The organism is Biomaibacter acetigenes (assembly GCF_003691585.1).
Classification (GTDB): Bacteria; Bacillota; Thermosediminibacteria; order Thermosediminibacterales; family Tepidanaerobacteraceae; genus Biomaibacter; species Biomaibacter acetigenes.
Window position 1 is genome coordinate 1671147 of record NZ_CP033169.1, and the last position, 13254, is coordinate 1684400.

The 13254-nt window shown below is 39.0% G+C and carries 12 protein-coding genes, 4 tRNA genes and 2 pseudogenes; 5 read left to right on the top strand and 13 right to left on the bottom strand.

What is annotated here, in order from left to right; all coding sequences use genetic code 11:
• The first annotated feature begins 5 nt into the window (after positions 1–5).
• The 5 genes from D2962_RS08390 (at position 6) to D2962_RS08410 (ending at position 4585) form a co-directional block, all read left to right on the top strand.
• On the top strand, positions 6–683 hold the full coding sequence (locus D2962_RS08390) for a DUF3800 domain-containing protein (protein ID WP_162991161.1): 678 nt from the start codon (positions 6–8) through the stop codon (positions 681–683).
• Positions 684–938: 255 nt separating this feature from the next.
• Complete coding sequence (locus tag D2962_RS08395; RefSeq protein WP_122014732.1) at positions 939–1343, top strand: ImmA/IrrE family metallo-endopeptidase; 405 nt, start codon at positions 939–941, stop codon at positions 1341–1343.
• 61 nt (positions 1344–1404) lie between these two features.
• Positions 1405–2424, top strand: coding sequence for a DUF4236 domain-containing protein (locus tag D2962_RS08400; protein WP_162991162.1), 1020 nt, complete (start codon positions 1405–1407; stop codon positions 2422–2424).
• Positions 2425–2449: 25 nt separating this feature from the next.
• A complete protein-coding gene (locus tag D2962_RS08405) occupies positions 2450–3283 on the top strand; it encodes a hypothetical protein (RefSeq protein WP_122014734.1) in 834 nt (277 codons plus the stop codon).
• A gap of 69 nt (positions 3284–3352) precedes the next feature.
• The gene (locus D2962_RS08410) at positions 3353–4585 is read left to right on the top strand and encodes a tyrosine-type recombinase/integrase (protein ID WP_122014735.1); all 1233 of its coding nucleotides are present in this window, start codon (positions 3353–3355) and stop codon (positions 4583–4585) included.
• Positions 4586–4664: 79 nt separating this feature from the next.
• On the opposite strand, the gene D2962_RS08415 is transcribed toward D2962_RS08410, so the two are convergent.
• The 13 genes and pseudogenes from D2962_RS08415 to D2962_RS08475 form a co-directional block, all read right to left on the bottom strand.
• Positions 4665–4740 (bottom strand) — tRNA-Lys (locus D2962_RS08415).
• A gap of 10 nt (positions 4741–4750) precedes the next feature.
• A tRNA-Tyr gene (locus tag D2962_RS08420) sits at positions 4751–4836 on the bottom strand.
• A 16-nt stretch (positions 4837–4852) separates the two neighbouring features.
• Positions 4853–4928: transfer RNA gene (locus tag D2962_RS08425), tRNA-Thr, on the bottom strand.
• A 5-nt stretch (positions 4929–4933) separates the two neighbouring features.
• Positions 4934–5010: transfer RNA gene (locus tag D2962_RS08430), tRNA-Ile, on the bottom strand.
• A gap of 100 nt (positions 5011–5110) precedes the next feature.
• Positions 5111–5890, bottom strand: coding sequence for a CheR family methyltransferase (locus tag D2962_RS08435; RefSeq protein ID WP_120765476.1), 780 nt, complete (start codon positions 5888–5890; stop codon positions 5111–5113).
• A 253-nt stretch (positions 5891–6143) separates the two neighbouring features.
• On the bottom strand, positions 6144–6518 hold the full coding sequence (gene speD / locus D2962_RS08440) for an adenosylmethionine decarboxylase (RefSeq protein ID WP_120765477.1): 375 nt from the start codon (positions 6516–6518) through the stop codon (positions 6144–6146).
• Between the two features lie 128 nt (positions 6519–6646).
• On the bottom strand, positions 6647–7693 hold the full coding sequence (gene fni, locus D2962_RS08445) for a type 2 isopentenyl-diphosphate Delta-isomerase (RefSeq protein WP_122014736.1): 1047 nt from the start codon (positions 7691–7693) through the stop codon (positions 6647–6649).
• A pseudogene (locus tag D2962_RS08450) lies at positions 7651–9695 on the bottom strand (bifunctional 4-hydroxy-3-methylbut-2-enyl diphosphate reductase/30S ribosomal protein S1). Before D2962_RS08450 ends, fni begins: the two are co-directional and overlap by 43 nt.
• 178 nt (positions 9696–9873) lie before the next feature.
• Entirely contained in the window at positions 9874–10455 is a 582-nt protein-coding gene (locus D2962_RS08455; protein ID WP_120765480.1) for a lysophospholipid acyltransferase family protein, read from the bottom strand.
• Positions 10445–11105 (bottom strand): annotated as a pseudogene (gene cmk / locus D2962_RS08460) ((d)CMP kinase). The gene D2962_RS08455 and the pseudogene cmk overlap by 11 nt, the downstream one beginning before the upstream one ends.
• Positions 11106–11132: 27 nt before the next feature.
• Positions 11133–11495, bottom strand: coding sequence for a chorismate mutase (gene aroH / locus D2962_RS08465; RefSeq protein WP_120765482.1), 363 nt, complete (start codon positions 11493–11495; stop codon positions 11133–11135).
• A 31-nt stretch (positions 11496–11526) separates the two neighbouring features.
• Entirely contained in the window at positions 11527–12765 is a 1239-nt protein-coding gene (locus D2962_RS08470; protein ID WP_120765483.1) for a BaiN/RdsA family NAD(P)/FAD-dependent oxidoreductase, read from the bottom strand.
• A 12-nt stretch (positions 12766–12777) separates the two neighbouring features.
• Positions 12778–13239 carry a hypothetical protein gene (locus D2962_RS08475; RefSeq protein ID WP_120765484.1) on the bottom strand — a complete coding sequence of 154 codons (462 nt, stop codon included), beginning with the start codon at positions 13237–13239 and terminating at the stop codon, positions 12778–12780.
• Positions 13240–13254 lie beyond the last annotated feature (15 nt).

Sequence of the window (13254 nt, forward strand, 5' to 3'; positions counted from 1 at the left end):
TTATTTTGTCAGACAAAATACGTAGATATTTTGTATTTCAGGATGAAAGCGGGGAAATTAATGATAAGTATTTTTTCTCCGGAGCAACGGTAATTCCAGAGCTTGAAATGATTAATTTTCAATCAATAGTTAATGAAGTAAGGGCTGAAAATAATTTTTATGACGAATTCCACTTTCAAAAGATATCAAAAAAACGATACGAAGCATATAAAGAACTACTAACAAAGTGTCTGGAAGAATTACACTTTTTCCACAAAACGATTGTAATAGCAAGAAATGACTTAGATATGAAATATTTTGGTAATCAAGATTATCTGGCATATAATTATTTCACTCGTCAAGTGATCTATAATCTCATAAAACAACTCAGCGGCTCAATCTATATATACCCAGATGAAAGAAACAGAATAAAGAAGGATAATTTTTTGGATTATCTTTTTACTCAGCTAAATTTAGATTCTTACTACAATGATTTAAATTATCATGTCTCTTTGGTTGAACCACGATCGTCTAAAGAAAACGTCGGATTACAATTAAACGATTTATTATTGGGAATTATAAGACAGATATATTTGCCGGCACCAGGTAAATATAAAATACTCTTAAAAAATGAAATATCCTGCCTTTCTTCATTTTGGATAAAATGCAACATATGGAAATGGCAACCCAAAAACAAGAGGTAGAGCAGTGAATCCTCAGATGCCGTTATCGGCAACTTAATCGACCACCGGTCGACGTTTCGGATTGACCACCCTACCTCTCACAGTCATTATTATATTTCTAGATATAGTATACCCTATTTTCATGTAAAAATATACTACCCAGAGTAACTAAATTTAGCCCTGAACCGCAATAAAATACATAAGGCTGTGAATAACTTGTGAATATATAAGATAGCTACTAAATACATTTTCTTTGAAAACATAAGGTGCATCGCCATGGTATATCAGCAAATTAAAGATATAATTCGGGAATTCGGCACCCGTGACCCAAAGGTTATTGCCGAGGAAATGGGAATTAATATACTCTATCTCCCTTACACTCAATTATATGGTATGGCTGCATGTTTTGGCGACCATAAACTTATTGGCGTAAAAAGTGAGCTCGATGAGCCAATAAAAAAACTCGTGATCGCTCATGAACTGGGTCATTTTGTGCTGCATCCCGAAGGAAATTTCTATTTCGTCATGGATAAAACTATGTTCTATAACAAGTTTGAATATCAGGCCAATATGTTTGCTATAAGTCTATGCATAGGAGAAGAAATGGCGAAGTATGATTTCGTAAAAGAAATTGCTGCTGGAAAGGTGGACAACATTGTAAATATATTTCAATATTACTGAGAGGAATTACCTTCTTAGACCACGGTAATGAAAAAATAAAAAAGTGAGTTATGAGGGGGCAATGTTAATGGGTTGGAGATTGCGCAAGAGCATAAAAATTGCTAAAGGAGTGCGCTTGAATGTAAGCAAAAGCGGTCTTGGTTTAAGCGTTGGTGGAAAAGGCTTTAGAGTTGGTGTGGGACCCAAAGGTGCTTACACTTCGACAAGTATTCCAGGGACTGGCCTATATTCAATTAATTATCTGGGCAAAACTAAATCAGCTAATTCCTATGAAAGCACGGTTCACGAAAATACAAAACAATATTACGAAAATATTCAAATGCCGCGTGAACTATCAAAGAAGTTTGTAAAGGATGACCCTATAGGTGGACTGGGCATTATTGCTGCTATAGTCCTATTGTTCATTTCGTGGCCTCTAGCTTTTATAGTTGGTATTTTATCATGCATTTGGATAAATAAGAAAGAAAAAGCCTCGCCTCACGGCCAGGCTAAGGAATTTTTTATCAAGGGGAAAACAGCTTATAGAAATGGCGATTACCAGAAAGCCCTCGAATGTTTTTCCAAAGTTATTGAACTGTGTCCAGATACATATTCCTTTTATCCTGAAGTCGCTTTTTTGTACAGAATGGCCGGTAAACTCCAGGAGGCCATTAATCTTTTTGAAAAATATTTGGAGGTTTATCCCGAAGACCACATAGTGAAACTTAATTATGGCATTACTTACGGACATCTTGGCGATTATGAAAAGCTCATTGAAATATTGCAAACACTGCCTGTCGATGTAAAGCAAGAGCTTCCGGTGATAAATGCGATGGGTTATGCATACCTGGCATTAAATAAACCTGAATTGGCTATAGAGATTTTGGAAAAAGGTCCCGTCAGAAGTAGAAAAATAATGGATGAACAAATGAAAAATTTTCGTTATTTGCTTGGTACGGCTTACAAAGAAAATGGAGACACTGCTAAAGCCATAAAAGAATTTCAAAAAATATATGCAGAAGATGCAAACTATAACGATGTTAAAGATATACTGCAAGAATTAAGCATGAAAAAACGGACCTATCCTAAGCTGATAAAATGATAATAATTCTTGGAGGTGTTTCGATATGGGCAGCTTTTTAATCCTGCTGGGAACTCTAGGCATTTTAGCATCGTTCGTTATGTTGATTGTGCGATTAGTTGCTAAAAAAGGGCTAACTTTTAAACAGATCGCAGTGCTGGCTATCATTGCTATTATTTTAGATATCGCCGGTGGCGCCTTATCTCCACCCATTCAGGAAGGATATAAGCAAGGTCAAACTCAAAAACCTGTTACTAAAGTATCTAAAACAGAGCAAAAACCTCCTGTTGAGAAAAATAACAATAACTCACCAAGTCAGCAGACATCTAACAACTCGTCAAAAGAAAATAATATTTCTTCTACCGCTCCCGTAAAAGCTGAAACTAATAATTCGATTAATATAGAAAAAATAACTATTGATAAATCTAACGCCGAAATTAATAAATCCAATGCCGAAAATGAGTCGCAAAAAGATCCCGCTGTCGAAACCCTGGAACAAGCTGCAAAGGATTATTTAGGTAGCAGACTAAAATATGTTGTGGTTAATAGTCTGCTTGATGATCAAAAAAAGAAAAATGTGGAGATTCATTTCAGGGGTTCTGATAATTTAACAACAAAATACATACGGTTAGGAATGCTAAAAGATTCGGCGGAAGTATTTCAAAAAATTTTTACATCTAATATCCCTATTGAAGAAGCAGTTACATTTGTCTATTTTCCCCTTAAAGATAAATATGGAAATACCTCGGAAGAAGTTGTTATGAAAGTTTATCTCAAAGGCGAAACTGCCAAAAAAATTAATTGGGACGGGGTTGATAAGTTACACTTTGACCAGGTGGCTGATGATATTTGGATAATTCCTGCTTTACGAGAAGAATAATAAAGATAACCTTGCTTCTTTTTTTTTCAGCAGAAAATCGAAACATATGTTCTAGAAAGGAGATCATATATGGGTATACGCAAACGTGGTGATGCATGGCAAATAGTCGTCGATGTGGGCAAACCAATCAAGACAGAAGATGGAAAACTAAAAAGGCAGCAAAAAGTATTTACCTTCTATGGCACCAAGCCAGAAGCCAGAGCTGAGGAAGCACGGCTAAAGGCTCTGTATAAGTTTCAAACTTCTACTAAAAATATGACATTAGAGCAATACATGCTACATTGGCTTGAAACATACAAAAAGCATAAGCTTGCCGTCAGAACCTACGAAAGCTATAAAGAGACCATAGAAGTCCATATAGGCAAAGATGAGATAGGCAAAAAGCCCTTCGATAGAGTGATGCCGGATGATATACAAAAATACTACAACCGCAAACTTGCCCAGGGTCTCTCCGGCACCTCCGTTCTTTACCATCACCGAATACTTCATGCGGCTTATCAGCAGGCGGTAAAATCCCGTCTACTCCCCTGGACGATGAATCCCTGTGATGCCGTGGAGCCTCCGGAGAAAGATGATTTTAGCCCTGCAGAGTTGAGCCCGGAAGATGTATCTAAAATCATAATCGTCACCAATGGCAAACCATTGCAGATGCCGATTATTATATCCGCTATGACCGGGATGCGTGCCGGTGAAGTGTGTGGCCTGAAATGGCTCGATGTAATGTTCGATAAGATGGCTATAAAAGTACATCAAGCAGTTAAAAGAGAAAGTGGTGAGCTAGTTCTTGGTCCCACAAAGAATAAAAAGGAGCGATACGTGCCATTGACGCCGGGCCTGGCCGCCATACTCCAGAAACATAAAGAAGAGCAGGATCGTATCAAAGAGATTTACGGAGCCGATGTAGAAAGGCCAGAAGATAAAGGTCCTAAATATAACGACCAGGGATTTGTTTTAGCCTGGGAGGATGGAAGATTTTTTGATCCGCACTACTTGAGCACTGCATTTACTAAATTTATGAAGGCACCAAAAAATGAAAAGCTAAAGATACCGGAAAATGCCACATTCCATGCTCTCCGGCATTTCTATGCATCAGCCATGCAGCAGGCCGGTGCAAATCTGAAATATATCAGCGATGCCCTGGGACACGGTAAAATTGACAATATTACTGCTGATGTATATATTCACACACAGATTGAAGACATGAGAAAATATGTAGATTGGCTGGATGAAGCTGTTTTGGTACCGGCATTCCCATGGCTAAAAGACGCCCTTCGTGAAAACGAGGCTAACGATGTGACCTAAAATGTGACCTATTACCAAAATTTCCCTGATTTTAAGGTCACAAAAAACCCTCCTTTTCCAGGAGGGCTGCGGTCTTAATTGGTGGGCCATCAGGGACTCGAACCCGGGACACCCTGATTAAGAGTCAGGTGCTCTACCAACTGAGCTAATGGCCCTCGTATTTTATGGTGGAGAGAGGTGGATTCGAACCACCGAAGGCATCGCCAGCAGATTTACAGTCTGCCCCCTTTGGCCAGCTCGGGAATCTCTCCATATTATCGGATTGTCTGGAGCCGACGATGGGACTCGAACCCGCAACCTGCTGATTACAAATCAGCTGCTCTGCCAATTGAGCTACGTCGGCAAAATTGGTGGGCCCACTAGGACTCGAACCTAGGACCAGCCGGTTATGAGCCGGCTGCTCTAACCAACTGAGCTATGGGCCCTTCTTCCCAAACGCAATTATTAGTATACAATAAAATATTTTTTTCGTCAAGCCTATCAATAAAAAAAATGCAAGAAACTTTAAAGGTGTATGGATAGGATTTAGCTGGCTTTACCTTTTTGGTAAAAAAAACTTCTAATGCTAAAAAAACCATATTTCTGCGGCATTATTATTTGTTCGGTGCTCCCCACAAACAATATACCTTCATCCACAAGGGCATCATGGAACTTTTTATATAATTTATCCTTGGCTTCCTCGGTAAAATATATCATAACATTTCTGCACAAAATCAAATCACATTGTTGTGGAAATCTGTCGTCTAGCAGGTTTAAAATTTTAAAATCAATTTTTTTCTTTATTTCTTCCTTTAAGGTGAAGGTATCGTTGTTTTTCAAAAAAAATTTATCCAACAATTGACCGGGTATATTAACCACGCTTTTTTGCGGATATGAGCCTGATCTGGCATGTTCCAGAGCTTTTATATCGATGTCGGTGGCAATGATATCGGTATTGTCCAGTATGCCCATTTTTGCCAGCAGCAGGGCCAGAGAATAAGGTTCTTCACCGGCAGCACATGCAGAACTCCATATTTTAAGATGCTTTTTCTTTGAAACAAGGGCAGGTAGTATATCATGCTCTAGGACGGACCATTGGGATGGGTTCCGGAAAAACTCCGACACATTTATGGTTATGTAATCCATAAATTCTTTAAGGTGTTTATTACTGGTGATTAATAGCTTAAGATATGAATCATAATCACTAAGACCGTTTCTCCTAATCAGGGATTCAATCCGCCTTTTCATCTGTTTTTCTTTGTAATTGGCCAGGTCTATTTTGCAAAGGTTCTTTATTTGTATAGTGAACTCTTTGTATCCATCCAAAACAAAACCCTCCTTACATTTTCCTAGAAAATAATTATAACACAAATTTTGTATAAAAAAATCCATGATACACATTACGTGTATCATGGGGGCTAAATGTAAAGGGGGTCTTCGTTATTCTAATATAACCAGAAATAATTTTTTTATACAAATATAAACAGAAAAATGCGCGACTTTTGGTTCACGCATTTTTCTTGCTAAACGTATTCAAATTCGAAGGATTTCTTAAAACTCAAAAGAAAATCCCCTTCCTTTAAAAATTAACAACTTTTACTGGCTTTTCAAAAATACCCCTTTTAACTTCAGTAGCAGTCATATGGCCGGCGTTAAACTTTTCCGAGATATAGTTGCATGCGTCCCAGGGGTTAACTCTTTCACCGCAGGTAAACACATCTACCGCGGCATATCCAAGTTCAGGCCAGGTATGGATGGCAAGATGAGATTCTGAGATGACCACGACTCCGCTGACGCCCTGGGGGCTGAATTTGTGAAAGGCAACTTCTCTTACTTCAGCTCCGGCTTCCAGCGCTGCTTTAACTAGAATTTCTTCGATTAATTCTCTGTCATTTAAAATGTTCGGATCACAATCATAAATCTCAGCCAAAATATGACGCCCCAAAGATTTCATTTTTCCATCAATACCCCCTTATCCAAATTTAAATTCAATCAAATTACATTTTAGCAGATTATCCCCGTTTGTCAATAGATTCTAGAAAAATCTTTAATATTTTATAGTGGACAAAGATTTATATTAAATTATATGCTAATACCTCGATTTTTCACCCAATTATATGTTTTTCCTTCTATTATTACCGGCCTTTTTCTCAGCTCACTCAAATTTTTTACCCCCGACATCGCCATGGTAAACATAAGTTCCCTTATTGTCCTGATAATATATTTTTTTAATGCTAGCGGTCCTTTTTTTAGCAATATATATAAAAACAATCCGGCAAAAGCGGCGGCTTTAGCTCCGAGGGCCAGAGACTTCGCCACATCAAGCCCGTTTCTTAAGCCACCCGAGCAAATTATGTCAGCTCTATTTCCGACCCGGTAAACTACTTCTATCAGGCTGGCAGGTGTGGGAATTCCCCAGCTCTGCAGACTCCTTAAAGCATTGGTTGACCTTCTTTTATTTTCAATGGCAATAAAATTTGTTCCACCGGCCCCACCTATATCTATAATCTTTACACCTTTTTCCACCAGTATTTCGGCTTCTTCCATAGCTATTCCAAAACCAACCTCTTTTACAATGACGGGCACTTTTACATTTTGAATAATTTCTTGTATATTATCCAAAGTACCTTTAAAATTTTTACGACCTTCTCGCATTACAATTTCTTGAGGTGCATTTAAATGTATCTGCAGGGCATCGGCTTTTATCATTTCCACCGCTCTAATAGCATCATCCACAGAAGCATCGGAACCTATATTGGCAAAAATTATTCCCTCAGGGTTGATTTCCCTTACAATTTGAAAGCTTGAAACAATTGAAGGATCATCCAGAGCTATTTTTTGCGAGCCCACTGCCATAGCCAAACCAAGATGCCGGGCTATTTTGGCAAGTTCGCCATTGATAATTTTAGCCCGGTAAAAGCCGCCGGTCATTGCATTGATTATAATTGGATTATTTAACTTAACACCGTTTAGGTCGGTTGATACATCAATTTCATCAATGTCAACCTGTGTTAAGCAGTTATGCACCAATGTAATGTCATCAAAATTATTTCTATCCAGGTCTTTCTCCAGAAGCAGGCTATATTTTATGTGCTCTCTTTTCCTCTTTTTCCTGATATAATATGGCATATCAAGACCCCTTTAAAAAAAGGGGGATTAAACCCCCTTATCCTCATCATTTTTTTCTTTTTTGTCAAAACATTGCCCAGCATTTCTCCAATGGTAATTCCGCTGTCATCGGAAGCTTCATATACTTCTTTGCTGACAGGTTTTTCGCCTGATGCTTCTTTTATGCTGAGGCTTATTTTTTTATCTTTTGCATTGATATCTATGACTTTAACCTTTACAATATCTCCAACCTTTAATACGGCATCGGGACTGGGAATATGCTCTTTTGAAATCTGGGATATATGCACCAGGCCTTCAACGCCCGGTTCTATTTCAACAAAAGCACCAAAGCTTACAAGATTGACCACCTTGCCTTCTATTACAGAACCAATTTTATATTTTTCTTCGATATTGTCCCAGGGGTTTGGCATAACTTGTTTTAACCCCAGGGAAATCCTGCCACGTTCGCGGTCAACCTTTAATACCTTAACTTCTACTTCCTGTTCTTCTTTTACAACATCGGAAGGATGCTTTACCTTCTGCCAGGATAAATCGGATATGTGAATTAAGCCATCGACACCTCCGATATCTACAAAGGCGCCAAAGTCTGTCAACCTCTTTACAACACCCTTTATGACCTGACCCTCTTCAACGGTAGCCCAGGTCTGTTCTTTAAGTTTTTCTTTCTCTTCCTCCAGCACCAGCTTATGGGACAGTACTACACGGTTTTTATTCCTATCGATTTCAAGAATCTTCAATTTCAATTTCTTTCCCACATATACGCTCAAATCAGGCACATATCTTAAATCGGCATGGGAAGCAGGAATAAATCCGATAACTCCGCCGATATTAGCCAGAAGACCTCCTTTAACCGCTTCAGTCACAATGCCTTCCACAGCTTCATTTTTTTCAAAGGATTCTTCAATTTGATTCCAGGCATTTATGGCATCAGCCCTCTTTTTTGATAAAATGAGGTTTCCCTCTTTATCCTCCAATCTTAAAACATAAACTTTAATATTATCTCCAACGTTGACGATTTCTCCGGGGTTTTCAAAAGGTTTATTGGAAAGTTCATTTAAAGGTATAATTCCGTCGGATTTATATCCCACATTGACAAGAACTTCATTACTGCTGACTTTAACCACTGTTCCATCTATAACTGTGTCTTCCTTGATATCGGCAAAAGTCCTTTCATATGGGATTTCACCTTCCCCCGGGTTGTCAGTTTCCATGTTGTCTGTTTCTTTGTTGATTTCTTCCATTTTAGATATAACCTCCTTTATAATCCAATCAGGTGTGGAAGCACCTGCTGTAATCCCAACCTTGTCTCGCGAATGGAACCATTCTTTTTTAATTTCTCCAGCTGTTTCGATATGGTAAACCCTGGCTCCAGCATCCTGGCAAATTCTTGCCAGCTTTTGAGTGTTAGAGCTGTTTCGGCCACCGATTACCAGCATGATATCCACTTGTTTTGCCACATCTTCGGCGGCCCTTTGCCTTTGCCGTGTGGCATTACATCTGGTATTAAAAAAAACTTCTATATTCAATTTTGACTTCAATACATCCATTATCTTTTCTACATTTTCTTCGGTCTGTGTTGTCTGAACCAAAACTCCAACTTTTTTATTGGTAAAAAAATTTTCAGCATCTTTTACATTTTCTATGACTTTAACGTCTCCTCGGCACCAGCTTTTGATGCCTTCTACTTCTGGATGACGCGGATCACCTATTATTATGACCAGGTAATCTTTTCCAGATAAATCAGCGGCTTTTTCCTGAACATTCTTTACAAAAGGGCAGGTAGCATCAATAATGTTGAGGCCATAGTCCTTTGCTTGGTTTATAAGAGAGGGGCCTACCCCATGGGTCCTTATGACTAAATTGCTTTTTTCTTTTATTTCATCAAGACCCGCCGCCATGATACCCCTGTTTTTAAGGTCGTCCACTACCTGTGGATTGTGAATAAGAGGTCCGAGAGTATATGCCTTTTCACCCTTTTAATCAAATCTTCCACCATTTCCATTGCCCTTTTTACACCATAACAAAAGCCCGCATATTCGGCTATGATCAACTGCAAAATCGATTCACTTCCTACTATTTATTTTTATTATTAACCTCAAATGATATTTGATACAAGTAAAATCCAATTTTAATTGAATTCTATAAAGAAGTGCATTATTCCTGCTTTTAGACAAAAAAATTTATAAAGACATTAATTTGGATACTTCATTGAAAATATTAATACTGATTTCTTTTAACTTCTGAGAATTTATTTTTTCTTCGGCCACTTCCAATTTTACCGGTCTACCGATGACAACATCAATACTGGAAAACCACCTGTAACTTCCCTTTATAGCAACGGGAACTATATCGGCATTCCTGCTCTTTAAATAAATCATGGCAATCCCCGGCTCGGGTTCTAAAAGATTACCGGTTTTACTTCTTGTCCCTTCAGGAAAAATACCAAGCACATGATTTTCAGCCAATACCTGCAGGCTCCTCTTAATAGCGCTTTTGTCGGGCGTTCCCCGCTTGACCGGAAAAGCATGTATATGTTTTAGTATAAAACCAAAAACCGGGATTTTAAACAGTTCTTCTTTTGCCATAAAATATACCGGCCTCTTTAGAATGCAGCCTATAATTATAGGGTCCCACATGCTCTTATGGTTTGAATAAATTATAACCGGCCCTTCTTCAGGGAAATGTTCCAGCCCGGTGGTTTTTATTCTAAACAAAAACGAGATTACCAGCGTACAAAGAAATTTTGCCAGATTATAAAACACCTTCCTCCCCCCTTTTAACCCATGAAATAATCTCATCCACCACTTCCTGTATGGATTTATGGGTGGTATCGATAATTATGGCATCTTTTGCTGCCAGAAGAGGAGAACACTCTCTCTGGCTGTCCTGCAGGTCTCTTTCCAGAATATCCTTTTCTATTTGCTCTAACTCTACGTCCTGCCCCTTCTGTTTAAATTCTTCAAAACGCCTTCTCGCCCTCTCCTTTAGGTCGGCTGTCAGAAAAAATTTGTATTCGGCATCGGGCAAAACTGTGGTTCCAATATCCCGGCCATCCATTATCACGCCTTTTCTCCCAGCCATTTTTTTTTTGCATCTCTACCATAATAAATCTTACTTCAGGGATTTTGGCTATGTAGGAAACTTTTTGGGTAACCTGCCTGCTTCTTATTTTTTCGGTGACATCTTCCCCATCCAGAATAACTTTATTATTTTTTATTTCAATATATGTGTCTTTTAACATTTCTACTATTTCACGAGCTGTATTTTTATTTTTTTCATGGGCCTTCAGGGTAACGGCTCTGTACATGGCTCCTGTATCTATATATGTCATATTAAGTCTTTCTGCCACCCTTTTTGCCACGGTACTTTTTCCCGCTCCCGCAGGGCCATCAATCGCTATATTGTAAGCCATGTTAACCCTTCCTTTTAACAGTGCAGGCTATCTTGCCAAATCAGGTCTTAACCTTACAGCACCCTCTAAATAAACATGTTTGATATCTTCCATTTTTTTATCGGTGTTAAAAACCATCAATACCCTGATACACCTTTCCAGACCGCCCTCTACTTCAAGTTGGGCTACATCCAACAGTGGAACCAGGCCAAGCCCCATTTCCCGGGCTGCCCTGGCAGGAAAAGCGGCATTTAAGTCTGATGTTGCACTGAACATGATAAAACAAATATCATCAACTTTTATATCATTCTTTTTCATCATTTCATTTATTAGACTTTTGGTGGCGGCATAGATGGATTCCGCCGTATTGTCCGTTACAGTAATAGCCCCTCTTAACCCCCTGGCTTTCATTATGTCACCTCGATTAAAAATTGATTAAAAGTTATTCAACTGCGGCGGCGTGGATTCCCGCAAGGTAACCTGTCGAAAAAGCAGCCTGTAAATTGTAGCCTCCTGTTAATCCATCTACATCTATAACCTCTCCGGCAAAAAAGAGCCCCTTTACTATTCTTGATTCCATGGTTTTTGGATTTATTTCTTTTACCGACACCCCGCCTCTTGTCACAACGGCCTCTTTAGGCCTGCATCCCGTTATTGTAACCCTTAAATCTGTGAGTATTGCTATGATTTTCTGTTTTTCTTCCCGGGTAATCTGATTTACGGGTTTTTCCGGGTCAATTCCGCAAAGCTTTATAAACACGGGAATTATTTTTTTTGGGAGGAGGTCGTTGAGTGCATTTTTAAAGAACTTTCTTTCATAACGTTTGAAATCTCTCTCAAGTCTTTTTTCAAGTTCTGTCTGGTTTAATGCCGGTTTTAAATTTATGGAAAGCTGAATCGGTTCACCAAGATGCTCCACCACATCACGGCTCAATGTCAATATAACGGGACCGGATACTCCAAAATGAGTGAAAAGCATTTCTCCAAATATCGTAGTAACCTTTTTTTCTCTTAAATAAAATGTAATTTCCACATTTTTCAAGGTGAGACCCTGGAGCTGTTTTACCCATTCTTCACCGGTGGTGAGCGGAACCAGGGATGGCATCAGTGGTGTAATGGTATGTCCTGCCTGACGGGCCAGTGTATATCCGTCGCCCGTAGACCCCGTTGAGGGGTATGAAAGGCCGCCGGTGGCCACTACTGCACTGTCGCAATTAAAAACTTCTTCTGAGTCAAAAAGTTTTATTGCTCTGATGCAGCCTTTATCAATTATAAGCGTCTTTACGCGACTATTATATCTTATGGATACACCGGCATCTAAAACGGCTTTTTCAAGAGTTTTTACCACATCGAGAGACCTATTCGTTACGGGGAAAACCCTGCCTCCCCGTTCAACCTTGGTTTTTAATCCCATATTTTCAAAAAAAGCAATCAAGTCGGTGTTCGAAAACCTGGCCAGCGATCCATATAAAAACTTTCCGTTGCCCGGAATATTTTCAATAAAATCCTCAATACCTTTGATATTGGTCAGGTTACAGCGGCCCTTACCCGATATCAATATTTTCCTCCCGAGATTTGGATTTCTTTCAAAAAGCAATACCCTTGCTCCGCACCGTGCCGCTTGATATGCCGCCATAAGGCCGGATGCACCGCCGCCTATGACTGTTACTGTTTTATACATGACATCATCCTGTTACTTTTTTATTTTTTTTGAAAAAAGCACGAGCTGACTCTTGAATTCCTCACTCATTTTAAAGAGCAATCTTTCGAGGTCCTTGTTGGTTATTAACATCTGTGATGGCTCCACCACTTCAAGCTTCCTGAACTCCTCTCTCATAACAAATCTCACCATGTCTTCTATTGAATCAGCATTGATGGTTAAAAAAGCTGGAGCATAGGCCACTTTTTCATTCAAATTTTCATCAAAAACTATGTAGGGTTCTGCTGAAATGTCGTAGTCTTCAAAATAAATACCCTGTATGGGGATGTTTTTTAGCAACGATACCTGCTCATCCCTGGCATCCTGAGCTGCTTGCTCTATGGATTTCCCTCCGAAAAGGAACCTCCCGGGCTTATATTCTCCCTTGAAATCAAATCTTACCTTGAATTTAATTTTGCTCTGGACTAATTCATCTCCTAATTTCACCTTAACCATATGCAGGCCCTCCAC